The following is an 18,423-nucleotide window of genomic DNA, read 5'->3' on the forward strand; positions in this document are numbered from 1 at the left end:
AGAGGAAGGCAAAACACAAATAGCTCTCAGCATATATACTAATGGCATTGCTTGTTTCAGGTGATATGCCATGAACAAACGCTTGGTAAATTCTTCCTTATACCTTACCGCTATAGCCTTGATAACGCTGTGGGGCTATAACGCCCAAGCCGATGAACGTATCCATGCCAGGGGAACCTATGGCAACTACAGCTCCTTTGGTGTTACTGATGACCTTCCTGTAGTGGTTTATACCGCCAGCTGGTGTGATGCCTGCACTGAGCTAATGGCATTTTTGCAGCAGCGAGAGGTAGCATTTAAAACCGTGGATATAGGCAAAGATCCGGCGGCTGCCAAATTACTCAAAGCGAAAAATTTACGAAGCCTGCCGGTGATCATCATCAAAAATACATTATTGCAGGGGTTTAGCAAATCAACCGTGGCAGGAAAACTCCGGGAGCTTAAGCCCGATAAGCTTTAACGAAACAGGGAGTAAGTATAATTCTCTTTACGATAAACGAATTAAATTAAGTGCTTTAAAAGTTAGAGTTAACAATAAAGTCATTTGTTAAGTGCTTGATACACCCAAGCAAATGATGAAAATAATGACCATCGGAATCAGCCAAGAAAACAGTTGATGAAAAATAGTGCCTGCCACAATTTTTGCGACTTTACTTTTAGACCTGTTTGTAAAGTTGAACACATGCTCTGAAGTATACAAAACGAATGCAGCTGACACAGCCAAAGACCAACGCTGATAATCATTTATGTACAGTGCCAAAGAGATACCTAACAGCAAAAAACCTACGATTGAGATAGCAAAATATTCTAAAAATTTATTAATGCCGTTAAGCCTCCAAGAGCACATAACACTTATATTTCAAAAAATTTGAGTACAACGGAAGTTTTTCCGTAACCTAGTCACTTGTTAGGGGGTTTAGGAGCAGAAAGGGGATTTATCACATAATGGACAAATGCCATTATCAACAACATAAACTAATTTTTCAGCGCTTATCTGTGATTTACAACTATCACAATCCAAGCTAATACTTTTATTTAATTTACGAATCCGTTTTAAAGCTAAAACTTGACTAATCACAGTTACAGCTATAACTCCACTGATAGTTAAAAGTTTAAGTTCTTCGGAAACAAAACCATTAGAAAGCGCAAATGAAGATAGCACAACGACTATTAAAGAAAGCCCAGCATAAACTAAAGTTCCATTTCTAATTTTGGTTGCTATAGACTTTTGAATATCTAAAAAATCAGATTTCGTCATGACTTTTGAAAACACCTAACAGCTTATTATGTAGACGGCTCAATAACGCCCATCTACTTGATTGCTCTATTATCCCCCATAAAGCTCTTTAATTTCAAAGTTCTTAACCACATCATTCAAACTATTTACAGAAAATTAATCCTTATTGCAGAGAAGACTCAGTAATAACTAGCTTGATTAATAAACTCTGAAAGCAAAACAACTAAGGCTAGTCCTGTTAACAATAAAACTACAGAACCAGCCCAAGTTAATACCCACTGCTATTACGCAAACTGCTCCTGAGGCTGCTCCTGATTTTCCAATACCGCCGTACCGCTATCAAACTGATACATGCGATCCGCCAGGTGGAAATACCTGTCGTCATGACTGATAACTATCACGGTTTTTCCTCTGCTCTTAAGCTCAGGCAACAGTTCCCGGTAAAAATAGTCGCGGAAATAAGGGTCCTGATCCGCCGCCCATTCATCAAACAAATAAATGGCGGCATCTTCGGCATAAGCCAGTATCATCGCCAGCCTTTTACGCTGCCCCTGAGATAAAGTAGTCATGGTTAACTTACCGTCCCTGACCGACACTTTATCCGCCATCTGCAGTTTTTCCAGGTGTGCCTGTACTTCAGCCTGTTCGACCAAGGCACCGTGCTTATCCAAAATATGTTCAAACAAGTAAAAATCAGAAAATATCGTGGAAAAATGATTGCGGTACCACTGGATATTATCTTTGTCTATGCACTTATCCCCCAGGCGTAACTCTCCTTTTTGTGCCTGGTATAAGCCCACCAGCACTTTGGCAAAAGTTGACTTACCGCTGCCGTTTGAACCGCGAATATAAACCACTTCTCCCTGAGACACACTAAAATCTATCGGCCCGATGGAGAAAGGCGTTTCCTGCTCTTGCCGGTAGCTGTAACAGAGCCCTTTAGCTGAAAGTGTCTGCCAGTCCTTTAACCTTTCCTGTACAGCACTTCTTTGCTCAACTTGTTCATGCTCAAATAAGTTTAACGACTGAATTTTTTGATAAGCGACTTTCCCTTTAAACACCGAAGAGAAAGAGCGCATCACAAAACCTATAGGTCCCATCAAATAGATCATAAACAGCACGAAACTGGTTAGCACCTCATGGGGCACCTTAACAACAAGGCTGCCGATATAAACCAGCAAACCCAGGCCAAGAAACAATACCGAGCCCGCCCAGTTCTGGTTAAGAATCCAAAAAAAGTTGGCACTCATTTCCGCACTTTTAACCTGATCCAGGTTAGGGGTGGCTAAATCCTTATAGAAAAAATCCCGGCGGTGCTGGTTGATATTTAACTCTTTACTGCCATCCACCAGGGTTTTAAAGGTATTAAACAAACCGTCCTCTTGCTCCCTTAATTCGGTAAAGCATTTCTCCCCCTTGCGCATGATCATCGTAGATAACCCCGCCCCCAGGAATAAAATAGTAAACAAAACTAAAAACAGAGGAAAAGACAAATACCCTAGATAAGTAAAACAACCTAAAATAGTGGCAAAATTCACGGCAAAAATCGGAATTATCGACAGGGACTCCGCAATGCTGGCAACATCTGTAGTCACGGTTGCAAGCACCCTGTGACCACCGATACGCTCCAGGTTTTCATAATTAACACCCAGTACCCGCTTAAGCAGAATCAAGCGGATTTTATACACTAAAGAAGTACCTAGTTGAGCCAGCAACCACTGAGAAAAGAAACCTATGGCCAGCATACCAAGCAGAGCCAGCAGAAATATCCCCGCCAGGCCCCTGAGATCATCTTCGGAAGCGGCGTTAACCCCTTCATTAACTAGGGTAATAAGGGAAATGCTTAATATCGAACTCAGGGCGCTGAAAACGGTTGCCCAAATAAAAGGTCCTTTAAATTTTTTTACTAATTCTTGTATCATTTTGACACCTTAATTTAACTTCAAAAAAAGTTGTTTTTACAACTTTTAGCTTGCTTATCCATTGCCCGAAGCCTCTCCGAAATAATGAACAAACAAGCCGCTATAACCAGCCGGGATAAACAGCGCGCATAGCGCTGTTACCCATTTTAAATCACGATTTCGGTCTGGTTATTTAACCTCTCCAGAGACTGTTTTAACCGCTGCGCCAGAGAGCTGACATAGGGCTGCTTCACCATATCGCTGTGTTTGCCTTCAACATCAACAACCTCGATTTCACCCGAGCTGATGTCACTCCAGCCATAATCGACCAGGGCATTATTTTCCGATACCGGCTTAGCCACCTTAAACAGCTCCAACGGCAAAGACGAAGATTTTGCCTGGTACTGGTTAAGGGCCAAACTGGTATCAACCAGATAGCGGAAGTAACGACTCATAACCTCGGCTTCAATACCATCAGGAGCAAAACCATTGGTCATGGCCTGCTGCACCAGAGCAGCGATCCCGGCATCCTGGCTACAAGCCTCGATTGGTGACCAGTCAAACTCATCTTCAAACAGACCTTTGATTCTTTGATACCAAAGGGCAGGCTTGGCATCTGTGGAGCCAAGTACAGGCGCTTCATCAAAGAGCCCCACATAGGCAATCTCTTGCCCCCTGGCCGCCAGCTGCACTGCTACTTCATATGCCAGCGAGCCTCCCAGTGACCAGCCCAGAAGCACGTAAGGACCGCCGGCCTGTACAGACATGATGCCTTCAACATAATAAGCCGCCAGGCTTTCTATGGTTAAAAAACGTAGCTCAGTTGCCAGTGCCGGTGTTTGAATACCATAGAAAGCCGCCTGGTCTTCAACCTCTGTGGCTAAATCGGCATAACAGCTGACGGTACCGCCTAAGGGATGCAAACAAAAGATATTGGTTTGTGCCTGGCTTTGGTTGAGCTTAATAACACAGGCGCTTAACTCCTCATCATTTGCTTGCCCCCCGGCTTCTACAGGGCTTAGCGCCAAGCTTTCACTTTCAAGCCCCTCCGGCATTTCCCCTTGAAAATCAATTAGCTCAGTTAAGGCAGTTTTGATTAACACCAACAGCTGCTCAATTGAGCTTTGACTGTGCTGAGCCAGGTTAAAACCAAGATCGAATTTCAAGCAGGCCGACGAAATCAGGGCATTGATAGTGAGTTCGTGGGTTTGTCGCCTGTTTTCACTCATGGCTAAACCGACATCTTCACCCGCCACCGATAAACCGTCATTATCCCGGGTCACTTGGTCAAACTGGCCTAAATAGTTAAATAACACCGCCGACTCAGGCAGGTTCGCAAATGCGGCATCCCGGCTTAGGTATTTTAAGATGCCATAACCTATTCCGTGATGGGGAATTTCCCGATAGGCCTGCTTCACCTTGGCCGCCAGCTGTCCCAGATTACCTTCACCATGGCCATCATTCAGCCTGAGCGGATAAAGGGAAGTGAACCAACCCACCGTCTGACTTAAATCCAATTGCTCAGTCAAAGACTCACGGCCATGCCCTTCCAAATCAAGCTGAAGCGCGGCTTGTCCGTTCCAGCGCTGCATACCAAGCCAAAGCGCGGCAATAAGCAACTCATTGATCGACAGCCGTGTTCCCTGTCCCGATTGCGCTAACAATTGCCCGGTTAACTCCTGCGTAAGTTCAAAACCGGCATTGGCCAACTGTGCCTGCCCGGCAAGCGCTTCAGGGTCAGAACCAGATGGAGCAATCGAAGTCGCCAGCGGCACAGATAAAGTTTCAAGCCAGTAACTGCGCTCCTGCTTCAAGCTCTCGCTTTGCGCATAATCCTGCAAAAACGCCCCCCACTGCTGAAAAGAAGAGGTTTTATCCGCCAATACCTTGGGCTGTGTCGGATCCTGACTTGATAATAATGTATCCACATCTTCAAGCAAAATACGCCATGACACCCCGTCTACCATAAGGTGATGAATAACCAGCAATAACCGGCTCTCGTTACTGTTATTAGTGAAATGCACCACCTTAAACATAGGGCCGTCGGACAAAGACAAACTTAACTGCGCCTGCTGTGCATACGGCGTCAGGGCACTAAAGTCCTCCCCGGGTAGCGACTGAAACTCCAGGGTCGAGTCCAGCATCTGCTGATCAAAGGCCTGGTGATAGCCGCGCCAGCCGTCGTCTGCCTTTTCAAAGCGCAAACGCAGCGCGTCATGACGCTGGTATAAAGCGGCAATCATCTGCCTTAGATATCCGGGATCAAGCTGTGTATCCAAAGCCAGCAGCACCGACTGATTGTAGTGATGAAGCTCGGTTTCATCGCTGAAAAAGTCATGCTGGATCGGCAATAATGCCAGCTCCCCTGCTACCGCCTGCTGCGGCGCCAGCACCTGCTTGTTGGTTTTCACTTTGGCCGCCAGTGCCCGTATGCTCTGGAATTCAAAAATATCCTTCACACTTAAGGTAATACCCGCCTGACGGGCTTTTGATACCAGCTGGATGGATAAGATAGAATCTCCCCCCAGGGCAAAAAAGTTGGCATTGACGCTTAAGGTTTCCTGCTCCTGATTAAGCAACTCACTCCATAAACGCACTAAAATCAACTCGGTTTCGTTGTTTGCCTCCTGGTAATCTCCGTCAGCAGCATTTTGCTCTGGCTCAGGCAAGGCGCTCTTATCTACCTTACCATTGGGCATCAAAGGAAACTCCGGCAATACCATATAAACCGAAGGCAACATATAAGCAGGCAATACCTTGGCCAATTCGGTTCGAATTCCCTCAATGGCCTGATTATCATCCCCGTTGCCGTTAAGCAGCAAGTAAGCTACCAGTCGCGTCGGCTGATCGCCATCGTCACGGGCCAGCACCACAACACTGTTAACCTCGGCTAACAGAGATAATTGCTCTTCTATCTCCGCCAGCTCGATACGGAAACCGCGGATTTTCACCTGCTCATCAACACGCCCGGCAAAAGCCAGCTGACCGTCGGCCAGATAACGTACCCTGTCACCGGTGCGGTACAGGCGTATAGCCTGCCCGTTTGGCAGATCCCAGCTGATAAAGCGCTCGGCGGTTAATTGTGCCTGATTAAGGTAACCCCGGGCCAGGCAGGGACCACCGATATATAACTCACCGGTAGCGCCAAACGGCACCAGTTGAAGGTTTTCATCCAGTACATATAAGGTTCTGCCGGTTAAGGCTTTTCCTATCGGCACCCCGGACTGGGCAACATCTATTTCGCTGATACTGCTGGTAATGGTTGCCTCGGTCGGGCCATAGGCATTAAACAGGCGGCAAGTATCTGCCAACCCTAACTGCTGCCATCTGGACAGGATACCCAAAGGCAGGGCTTCCCCCCCGACCACAACCCGGTTCAAACTACTTTGCTGCCAGTAGCGGGATGAAAGATCGCTTTCCCGCAGTAATTCCATCAGGTAAGCGGGAGATAAATCCGTCACCGTGATCTGATGGCGGTCGCTGTAACGATAGAAGTCTTCGCTGCTCCAAACCTTATCATCCCTGAGGTGCAGACAAGCACCTGTGGCTAATGCCGCAAAGGTCTGCTCGATAAAAGTATCAAAACTTACCGAAGCAAACTGTAAAACATTATCCTGCTCTTTAAGCTGCAAATAATGCTTCATCACCTGCACATGCAAGCTGGCGCTGCTCTGTTCTATCATCACCCCTTTAGGCTGCCCGGTCGTACCTGAGGTATAGATCACATAGGCTAAGCTGTCAGGCCGCCATTGCTGAGGAACCTCTCCCTCACATTCCCCTGAGCGCCACAGCTGCTGTATCTTGTTTTCATCGATACATATCGCTGTGATCTCCTGCAGCTCAGGCAGCACCCGGATATCCGAGCGGGTAACCAGGTATTGCATGCCGCTGTCCTGCATCATATAAGCTAAACGCGCTGCCGGATAAGCGGGATCAAGGGGCACATAGGCAGCGCCGGTTTTTAATATCGCCAACAGGGATACCATCATATCCAGGCTGCGTTCAAGACAAATGCCCACCAGGCTGTCCGGCTCAACTCCTTGCTGGCAAAGGTGATAGGCCAATTGGTTAGATCTCTGCTCTAACTCCCGGTAACTCAATCCCTGCTCATGGCAAAACAGCGCGGTATTATCCGGGGTTTTGAGTGCCTGCTGTGAAACCAACTGGTGAATCGCCAGTGGCAGGCTGTCAAAGTCGGCATTTTGGTTAAGGGTCTGCACCAGGTACTCCTGCTCCTGGTGGGGCAATACAGGCATATCCTGCAACGTCCTTTGCAGCTGGCTATCGTCACTGACGATATTTTCCAGCAAGACATTCATATGCTGGGCCAGCCGCTGTATCTGCTGCGGCGCAAACAGGTCACTGTTATATTCCAAATCAAAGGCCAGCTGCTGCCCCATATCCACCGCATTTAAGGTCAGATCAAATTTAGCGCTGACCTCTTCCGGTTCGATCAGGCTCAAGGAGACCTCAGGCAATGTCAGGCTGACATCCTCATTGGTATCCATAGAGAACATGATCTGGAATAACGGAGAATAAGCCGTGCTGCGCTCGGGCTGCAATTGCTCCACCAGGTATTCAAACGGGGTATCCTGATGCGCCAGGGCATCCAGGTTCACTTGTTTTACCTGCTCCAGATATTGCTGCAGGGATAATTCCGGCGCACAATCAAGGCGTAATACCAGGGTATTGACGAAGAAACCCACCAGGGATTCCAGTTCTTTTTGCTGACGGTTCGCCACCGGGGTACCGACAACGATATCCGATTCGCCGCTGTTGCGGGATATCACCAGGGAAAAAGCGCCATGCAATAACATAAACAAACTGATCTGCTGCTTTGCGGCAAACTGCTTTAATTTTTGCGACAGTTCGCTGCTAAGCGACCAGGAATATTCTTCCCCGGCAAAGGTTTGATATTGCGGACGAGCACCCGACAGCGGCAGATGGTGTACCTGAGGTAATCCCGTTAACTGCTGCTGCCAATAGCTAAGCTGGTCTTTCAGCACATGCTCGCTGAACCAGTGGCGCTGCCAATGGGCATAATCGCTGTAGCGCAATGCCAACTCGGGCAGCTCAGGGCTTTCCTTGGCAGACAGTGCGCGGTAAAGGGATGAAAATTCTTTGATGATCAACCGGGTAGACCAACCATCAGAGGCGATATGATGCACATTAATCAGCAGCACTCCCTGACCTTCAGCTATTTTCAGGTAACTGGCCCTGAGCATCACATCCCGGGATAAATCGAAGTGTCCCGATTGATCTGCGTTGATCAACTGCCGCAGCCGGTTATCTTGCTCTTGTGACGCTAAGTCGCTGAGATCATGTTGGGCGAAGTTGATTTCCGCCTGTTCCATGATGATTGGCATCGCTTCCCCGCCCTCAGTGCTGCTAAACACAGTACGCAGCGGTTCGTGGCGGGCAACGATGCGGTTAAAAGCCTCCCGGGCAATATCGGGACAGAAATCTCCTTCAACCTTAAGGGCGAAAGGAATATTGTAATGGGCACTGCCGCCGTCCATCTCATCCAGAAACCATAACCTTTGCTGGGAGAAAGAGGTCGGCAAACGCTTAAGCAAGGAACTTACCGGCTTAATTTTACCGCCATCCAGCATTTGAGGTGTTTGCGCAATCAGCCCGGCAAGTTGCCCCAACAGCGGATGTTCAAAGATATCCCGTACCGCCAGCGCTTTATTAAAAGCTTGCTTAATCTCGGCAATCAGGCGCACCGACAACAGCGAGTGTCCTCCCAACTCGAAAAAGTTCGCCTTAAGTCCCAGCACCTGCTCGTCCACCGGCAGCAGGGAAGACCAGATGGCCGCCAGGGCTTTCTCTCCCTCGGATTCAGGCGCCTGATAATTCTGCGCCAGATGGGCATGATCAGGCTCAGGCAAGGCTTTACGGTTTACCTTGCCATTAGGGGTTAACGGCCATTCCTTAAGCGAAATAAAGACCGACGGCAACATATAAGCAGGCAAGCGGGTGCTTAGCTCGGTACGGATCAGCGACTGGATATTGCCTTCATCCACAGATACCGGCTGCTTAAGGGTAAAATACGCGGCTAACGCCGGTTCATCCCCATAAGGCATCACCACCACATCCTGGATAAAATGCAGCTGCATTAAATGGCTTTCCACTTCACTAAGTTCAATGCGGTAACCGCGGATTTTTAACTGGTGATCTATCCTGCCAAGATAAGTCACCTGGCCCTGCCCGGTTATCCGCACCAGATCCCCGGTGCGGTAACCACGCCCGGCGGGGGTGTTGATAAACTGCTGCTCGGTTAACTCCTGCAAACCGGCGTAACCTAAAGTGACGCTTTTACCCACCACCACAAGCTCACCGACCATGCCCGGCGGCACCGGGTTACCGCTGCGGTCAATCACTGTAGTAGCCACACCGGAAATGGCCTGCCCCAATGGCACATAAGCCTGGGTTTCGAGGCCGGTAACGCCGTAATAAAGCACATCGGATAAAACTTCGGTGGAACCATACAGGTTAACAAATTGTGTTTCTGGCAAACGCTCGACAAACTGGTGCGCCAGCGAAGTCGCCAGCGCCTCACCGCTGACAAACCAATAAGACAACCGGGCCGAAAACTCCGGCTCTACTCTCAGGTAGGCATCTATTGCCCGCATCAGAGAAGGTGCGGTAACCATACGGGTTACCCGGCGCTGCGCCAACTGCTGTAAAAAGGCTTTTGGATCTTTGACCACATCCCGTTCAAACAATTCTAACGCTACCCCGCCGCACAGGGGCACCCAAAGTTCCCACACGCCTCGGATAAAGGCCATAGAGGTGATATGGGCCGCTCTTTCCTCTTGCTGATAAGGGAAGGCCTGGTGCATCCAGGAGACCCGGTTATAAAGTGCGCCGTGGTTACCCAGAACACCTTTGGGACGTCCGGTTGAACCTGAAGTAAAGATCATATGGGACAGGGTTTGCTCACCAATGCCCGGACATGCCAGGTTTTCACCCGGATAAGCCTGGCGCTGCGCGAGCACAGTTTCATCGTTTATCACCAGCACTTCCGCCAGGGAGGTGAACTCAGCCGCCCAGGCAGAGGTCTTAACATCTGTCAGCACCAAAGATGCCTGAGAGTCCTCCAGCATCATGGCGATACGCGCTATCGGCAGCTCCTGCGTTAACGGCACATATGCCGCCCCGGCTTTTAATATCGCCAGCATAGCCACCACACGATCAACCGAACGTGTCATGGCAAAAGCCACCCGGCTGTTCAGGCCTATGTGATACTTATCCTGCAACAGGGCGGCAAGCTGGTTGGCCTGCTGATTTAATTCCCGGTAACTCAACCTGCTGTCTTGGGTCACGACCGCGTCGCTATCTCCTACCCTGGCCACCTGGGCTTCAAACAGGGACAGAATATTTTCCACCTCCCCTTCTGCCAACATTTCCCGGGGGCCGTCCCTCTCGGGAAGGCGTTGCCAACTTGCCGCCGCCGACCAGGCATGGGAAAACACAGATGTTTGGGGCGTCTGCATCAGGGCCGTCAGCAAAGCATTAAATTCCCGGGCCGCCAGCTCGATATGTTCGGCATTGAACAATCCGCTGTCGTACACCCAATCAAGGCGGATCAGCTCTTCTCCCAGCTCCTGGTACTCGTTGATATAAAGGGTGAGATCATATTTATTTTCAAAGCCCTTTTCCTCTTCATAAGAAGAAAAGTTCAATCCCGGCAAACTGACGTCCGTGCCCGGAGTATTGTTCATATTGATCAACACCTGAAACACAGGGGTATGCTTCAAACTCCTGACCGGGTTTAAGTGCTCCACCAGTAACTCAAAGGGCACATCATTGTAATCCCCTGCCAGCAGGTGTTCCTGCCTGGTTCTTGCTAACAATTCAATAAAGGTTGGGTTATCGCCAAGATCTGTTCTGAACACCTGGGTATTGAGGAATAAACCAATCAGGCCGTGAAAAGCCTTCTGGCTGCGCCCGGCGCTGGGGGAGCCCATAACGATATCGGTTTCATTACTCCAGCGGGCCAGGTGTACGGCAAAGGCCGACTGCAGGGTCATAAACAAACTCGCCTGCTGGTTCAGGCTAAAATCTTTCATTTTCCGCGTCAGCGCGCTGGGAATGATCTGGCTGACCTGAGCTCCCTGCCTGTGTTCCAGCTCTTTTCTCGGCTGATCCAGCGGCAAGCCGTGTACCTGGGGAATATCCCGTAATTTATCCAGCCAGAACTGAATTTTCGGTGCTAAATGCGCTTCGCTCAGCTGGCTATTTTGCCAGTGGGCAAAGTCAACATACTGCAGACTCAGCGGAGATAGTTCAGCACTTTCTCCCGCCAGCGCCGCCTGGTAAAAATGAACGAACTCATTCACTAAAATGCCCATAGACCAGCCGTCGGCGGCAATATGATGGACATTCAATAACAGCACGCTTTCGCTTGCCGACAGGGTATATACCCTGGCCCGCAGCATAAGCTCCCGGCTAAGGTCAAAAGAAAGTTCACTGTCATCGGTGATCGCCTGCGACACCAGCTGCTTTTGCCCGCCGGCATCCATGGCGGTTAAATCGATAACCTTTAAAGAAAAATCGACATCTTCTTTAATGATTTGTACCGGTTTATGGCCGTCGCTGGCAAAAACCGTTCTCAGGGGTTCATGACGTTTGATGATTTGCTTAAAAGCACTTTCGGCACAGACAAGATCAAAGGTCCCGGACAAGCTGAAGGCACTGGCGATATTATATTGGCTGCTGTCGCTTGCCATCTGATCTAAAAACCATAACCTTTGCTGGGCAAAGGAAGCCTCATACCTCTGACGGTTGCGCTCGATGGCAACAGGCGCCAATTGCTGAACATCCAAAGCATCTTTTTCAATCTGCTCTGCCAGCGTCTGTAATACCGGATATTCAAAGATAGTTTTAACCGTCAGCTCCCGGGTGAAAGCATCATTAACTTCCGCTGCCAGGCGCACACAAAGCAGGGAATGGCCCCCTAAGGCAAAAAAGTTATCATTACGGCCAATACGCTCGCCATCGATTGCCAACAGCTCCCCCCAGATAGCCGCCAGGCGACTTTCCACAGTCGTTTCAGGGGCAATAAAGAATTCCTGCTCCTGGTTCTCGGGCACAGGCAAGGCTTTACGGTCAACTTTACCATTGGTGGTAAAAGGCATGCTATCGAGTATCTGGATCACGGCAGGCACCATATGTTCAGGCAAGGCCGCCGATAAGTTTTGCCTCAAGCTTTCCCTTACCCGGGCCGGCTCCTGATCCATTTGTTCTAAGGTGACATAGGCAACCAGCTGTTTCAAATCCCGGGTATCTTCGCGCAACAGCACAACCGCAGAATTAACTTGCGGCTGGCTCGCCAGCAGGTGCTCTATCTCCCCCAACTCGACCCTAAAGCCGCGAATTTTCACCTGATCATCGATACGGCCGATGTATTCAATCTGGCCGTCTTGCTGATAACGTACTAAATCCCCGGTACGGTATAACCTTTCCCCCGACCAGGGCGCTGAAATAAAACGCTCTGCGGTTAAGGCCTCTTTATGCAGGTAGCCCCGGGCAAGCCCGGCCCCGCCGATATATAATTCTCCTTCGGCGCCAAAAGGCAGCAGTTGCTGCAGCGGATCCAACACATAACAATGCACATTGGCCAGAGGATAACCTATGGTGTGGCTGTCAATTTTATGCTGATGGCGCGCGCGGGTTGCGGTGATTGTGGTTTCCGTCGGTCCGTACAGGTTGTAATAAGTGCGGTTTTTCACCCATAAATCGGCGATATCCCTGGGGCAATGCTCCCCGCCGGTACCGATAACCTTCAGCTTGGGCAGCTCCCGGTAACGTTGCGCCGCCAGCAGCGCCGCCGGAAAAATGCCATGGCTAATATCGTGATCGGCCATAAACTGTGACAGATCCCTTTGGCTATCCGTCAGGTACAAGCTAGCCCCGGCATTGAGGCAAATAAACATATGGCTGATGGCGGGATCAAAACTAAAAGACACCAGGTGCAGCACACGTGAGCTTGCTTCCACCTGGAAATCTTCCAACTCAAACCGGTTAAGGTTGACCAGACCGCCGTGCTCTACCGCCACCCCTTTCGGCTGTCCGGTAGAACCTGAGGTATAAATCACATAAGCCAAATCAGTCGCCGCCGCCGAAGCAGACAAGGCAGCGGCATTTTCCTGCACTGTACAGGCAGCAATGTCTGCTCTGGTGTCTTCATCATCCAATAGCACAATGTCATAAGCATAATCGCCGAGTTTGTGTATCAGTGTTGACTGGCTTAATACCAGCTTAAGGCCGCTGTCGTTAAGCATATAAGTCAGGCGCTGCTGCGGATAGGCAGGATCTAAAGGCACAAAGGCACCTCCGGCTTTAAGCACCGCCAACAGGCTGATCACCAGCTCAAAAGAGCGCTCTAAACAAAGCCCCACCAGAACATCCCGGCCCACCCCCTGATTTTTCAGATAATGGGCAAGTTGCTCCGCCTGCTGATCCAGCTCGCGGTAACTCAAGCTTTGCCCTTCGCAGATAATGGCAGTGGCCTTAGGCGTCTTCGCCACTTGCTGCTCAAAGATCTGATGGATAGCCGCCACATGCGGATAACCCCTGGCGGTATTATTTAACTGTGCCAGCAGAAACTCCTGCTGCTGCGGGCTAAGCAATGCCAGGCGACCGACATCGGTGTTCTGTGTGGATAGCATATCCTTAAGCAGGATTGTCAGGTTCTGTGCCAGCCCTTGAATACGGTCTGCGCTGAAGAGGTCGGTATTATATTCAAACACCAGCTCCAACCCGGCTTCACTCTCGATGGCATTAAGGGTAAGTTCGTATTTCGCCTCGACCTTGTCTTCCTCCAAGGGCGTGAACGCTATGCCCCCCAGGGTAAATTCCTGGCTTTGGGTGGTATTCATGGTAAACATGATCTGAAACAGCGGTGAATAACCGAGATCCCGTATCGGATTTAAGTGCTCCACCAGGTGTTCAAAAGGCACATCCTGATGCTGCTGCGCTTCCAGGTTGACGGCTTTTACCCGGGCGAAAAAGTCCGTCAGGTTTTGTTGCGCGCTGCAATCAAGCCTGAGTACCAGGGTATTGATAAAGCAGCCCACCAGGGGTTCAAGTTCCTTTTGCAGCCGGTTGGCCACCGGCGTGCCGATCACTATATCGCTGCTGTTGCTGTGACGGGACAATACCAGGGAGAAAGCGCCGTGCAACAACATAAACAGGGTGATATTATGCTCCAGCGCCAGGGCCTGCAGTGACTTTAATAGCCCGGAATCAAGACGTTGCGTGGTTGTTGCCCCGGCAAAGCCCTGGGTTTTCGGCCGCTCAAAGTCCAGCGGTAAATTGTGCACCAGCGGCAGCTGATTTAACTGCTGCTGCCAATAATCCAGTTGCTGTGTAAGAACATCGCCAACCAAGAAATCATGCTGCCAGCAGGCATAATCGCTATATTGCAGCGTTAACGGCTCCAGTGCTGCCGCCTGCCCCGACACAGCTCCCTGATATAACCGGCTGAACTCTTGTAATAAGACACCGATAGACCAGCCGTCGGCGGCAATATGGTGCACATTAAAGACCAGGGCACCTTCATCAGCGCCCAGTGTCAAATATGTTACCCTGAGCATTAAGTCTGTTCTGAGATCAAAAACATAACCGCACAACTGATTAATTTTTTCCCTCAATAATTGTGCTTGCTGCTCGCCGGAGCTGCTGCTCAGGTCGATATGCTCCAAGGTAAAATCAAAGTCCTGTAAAATATCTTGCCTGACCCCGCTGCCGCTGTCAGCAAATACCGTTCTTAACACCTGGTGACGTTGAATGATAGCCGCCAGGGCCGACTCCGCCGCCGCCAGGTCGAACTTGCCTTTGACGGTGAAAGCGGCAGGCATATTATAATGACTGCTGCCCCCTTCCATCTGATCGATAAACCACAGTCTTTGCTGGGAAAAGGAAACAGGTAATACTTTTTTATCCCGGGAAACTGCACTGACTTGCTTTCTGACAACTCCGGTTTCTGTCGCCAGAATGCGCCGCGCCAGCACCTCAAGCACAGGGGCTTCAAAAACGTCTTTAACCTGCATTTCTATACTGAAGTGCTCACGGATGGCGGACACCAGACGTACCGCCAGCAGGGAGTGGCCTCCCAATTCAAAGAAAGAGGCACTGGCACTGATCTCTTTTACTGCCACGTCCAACAAGCGGGCAAAAATCTGTGCCAAAGCCAGCTCGGCCTCGCCACTTGGCGCCTGATAAGCAGAGATTACCCGGCCACTTTTCGCGTCAGGTAAGGCTTTACGATCCACCTTACCGTTGGCGGTTAACGGCATTTTTTCCAAAAGCACAAAAAATGCCGGGATCATAAAGGCGGGTAACTGCTGCTGAAGCTGCTGTTTAATGGCATCTTGCAAACCTGCCAGCTCGCCTTCGCCATAACTGCTATAAGCTTCAAGCACCAGGTAAGCAGCCAGTGCCGGCTCCCCTTGCTCGCTTTCCGTCACCAGTACCAGGGCATCAAGCACCTGCGGATATGCAGCCAGGACCTGCTCTATCTCCCCCAACTCAATGCGGAAACCGCGTATTTTCACCTGATGATCGATACGCCCCAAAAACTCCAGATTGCCGTCTGGCAACTGACGCACCAGATCGCCGGTTTTATATAAACGTTGTTTATCGCCTTTACCCTCCAGATCAAGTTCGATAAATTTTTCCGCGGTAAGGACTTCGCGGTTGAGATACCCCCGCGCCAGCCCGGTGCCGCCAATATGCAGTTCCCCGGCAACGCCCTCAGGCACAAGCGCCCCCTGGGCATTTAACACATAAGCCCGGGTATTATTTATCGGCCGCCCGATATGCAGACTTTCCTGCTGTGGCCCGAAACTGCCCAGGGTAGCGCAAATCGTTGTTTCCGAAGGGCCATAGGCATTGATAAAGCGCCTGTTTGCAGACCAGTTGCGGGCGTCTCCCTTGGCACAGGCATCCCCGGCTACCACTAAGGTTTCAACCGAAGACCAGGCATTAACATCGAGATGAGGCAAGAGCACAGGCGGTAAAGTGGCGTGGCTGATCTGCTCTTGAGCCACCAGGGCATTTAATGCTTCCGGTGATTTCACCACCTGCTCCGTCAGCAACACTAAACTGGCCCCCTGGGCCAATGCGGTAAAAAATTCAGATGTGGCAGCATCAAAGGCCATGGAAGCAAATTGCAACACCTTACTGGTCGGGGCAATGGCAAACCCCTGGATTTGCGCCAGGGCTAAATTACATAAGCCCCTGTGCTCTAACAGCACACCTTTGGGCTGCCCGGTGGAGCCTGATGTGTAGATAACATAAGCCAGATTTTCCGAGCTAAGACCAAGGGAAACGCAGGGAATATTGTCACTGCTATAGCTGCCAAGCTCCGCCAGCATAGCTTCATCATCCAGACACAACAACTGGCTGCTGTCGACGGGAAGCTGCTCCGTCAGGGCTTTTTCGGTTAACACGTAATGTAAACCGGCGTCCGCAACCATATATTCCAGCCGGGCACTCGGGTAAGCGGGATCTAACGGCACATAGGCGCCGCCGGCCTTCATGATTGCTAAAATCCCCACCAGCATATCAAAGGAGCGGGTTAAAGATATCCCGACTAAGGTATCCGGTTTCACCGCTTTTTGTTCGATAAGGAAACGGGCAAGACGGTTTGCCCGGCTATTAAGCTCACCGTAACTCAACTGCCGATCTGCCAGGATCAGGGCTGTTGCCCCGGGAGCTTTTTTCACCCGCGCTTCAAATAATTCATGAATACACAGGCTATCCGGGTAAGGAACGGCAGTGTTATTCCAGTCAAGCAACTGTTGCTGACGTCCTGCTTCCCCGACAACAGGCAAGGCCAGGACATTGGCTTGCGGCTCATTCAGCAGGCCATCGACTAATAACTCAAAGCTTAAGGCCATGGCTTTGATAGTGTCCGCCTTAAACAAATCCCGGTTATATTCCCATTCCAGGCTTAATCCCTGCTCACTTTCCTCAACCGTAAGGGTTAGATCGTATTTGGCCTGACTTTTTTCCTGTGCCATCGGTGTCAGGCTCAACCCGGGCAACTCCAACCCGGTTTCATCATTGTTTTGCAATACCAGTACCACCTGGAATAACGGGCTGTGCTGTAAATTACGCTCCGGCTGCAAACGCTCAACGATCTGCTCAAAAGGCACCTGTTGATGACGATAGGCATCGAGCAGCATTTGTTTGCTCTGTCCTAACAGGGTTTTAAAGCCGGGACCGGCAGACAAATCGCAACGCAACACCAAGGTATTGACAAAAAAGCCGATAAGTCCGGCGACTTCCGCCTGCTCCCGGTTGGCTATCGGGCTGCCGATAACAATATCATTTTCATTACTGTAACGGCCAAGCAGTACGGAGAAGGCGGCATGCAAGCCCATAAACAGGGTCGCCCCCTGCTCCCGGCAAAGGTTTTTCAGCTTAACCAGCGGCCCCTGCCCGATAAAACTCTCCACCGCCTCACCGGCAAAGGTCTGCACCTTGGGCCGGGAAAAGTCCAGGGGTAAATTATGCACTTGGGGTAATTGTGCCAGCTGCTTTTGCCAGTAAGAAAGTTGCTTATCCAGCACTTCCCCTTGCAGCCACTGGCGTTGCCAGTGGGCATAATCGCCATACTGGATTGGCAGAGGCGGCAGCACCGTCGCCTGACCCTGCTGATAACCGGTATATAAAGCGCTGAACTCTTTAACCAGTACCGACATCGACCAGCCGTCGGCGGCAATATGATGCAAGGTAACTAATAACACATGCTCGCTGTCCGACAACTTCAGCACTTTCGCCCTGAGCATCAGATCATTTTTTAAATCAAAAGGCTGTCGCGCTTCTGTTGCAATGCAGCTTGTTAACATCTCTCCTTGCTCCGGGGATGCCAAAGCGGACAGGTCTTCCAGGGTCACCCGGATGCGGTCAACCGGGCGGATCACTTGCCGCGCCTCTCCGGCTTCATCTTCGGCAAAACTCGTTCTCAGGCTTTCATGGCGCTCGAGCAGGGCATTAAAGGCATTTTCCAGGGCAGAAAAGTCCAGCTGTCCGGATAATTTAAGCGCCCCGGGCAAGTTATAGTGGGCGCTCGGGCCGTCCATTTGCTCAAGCAGCCACAACCTTTGTTGGGCATAAGATAAGACACAGCCTCTGTCTTGAGCATCGGGCCGCTTGGTGATAGCGGGCACCGAAGGTTTGGCCGCTTTAGTTTTGGCCAAACGTTTTTTTAATAATTCACGCTTTTGTTCCAGGGTTAACGCCTGGCTTGGAGTTTGCTCCATTATGCTT

Annotated in this window: 4 protein-coding genes; 1 reads left to right on the forward strand and 3 read right to left on the reverse strand. The window is 50.2% G+C overall.

Translation table 11 applies throughout. The features are described from left to right. Positions 1–70 precede the first annotated feature (70 nt). Positions 71–460, forward strand: a complete 390-nt coding sequence (locus QL234_RS23855; RefSeq protein WP_281560269.1) for a glutaredoxin domain-containing protein — start codon at positions 71–73, stop codon at positions 458–460. 456 nt (positions 461–916) lie between these two features. Here the strand turns inward: QL234_RS23855 and QL234_RS23860 are convergent, their stop codons facing one another. From QL234_RS23860 to QL234_RS23870, 3 genes are all read right to left on the reverse strand, one after another. Then, complete coding sequence (locus QL234_RS23860; protein ID WP_281560270.1) at positions 917–1,258, reverse strand: hypothetical protein; 342 nt, start codon at positions 1,256–1,258, stop codon at positions 917–919. Between the two features lie 263 nt (positions 1,259–1,521). Next, complete coding sequence (locus QL234_RS23865) at positions 1,522–3,159, reverse strand: cyclic peptide export ABC transporter (RefSeq protein WP_281560271.1); 1,638 nt, start codon at positions 3,157–3,159, stop codon at positions 1,522–1,524. A gap of 146 nt (positions 3,160–3,305) precedes the next feature. Continuing rightward, positions 3,306–18,416: a non-ribosomal peptide synthetase gene (locus tag QL234_RS23870; protein WP_281560272.1), complete on the reverse strand. Its 15,111-nt coding sequence runs from the start codon at positions 18,414–18,416 to the stop codon at positions 3,306–3,308. Positions 18,417–18,423: the final 7 nt, after the last annotated feature.

The organism is Thalassomonas sp. RHCl1, assembly GCF_947387555.1.
In the GTDB taxonomy this organism is placed as follows: Bacteria; Pseudomonadota; Gammaproteobacteria; order Enterobacterales; family Alteromonadaceae; genus Thalassomonas.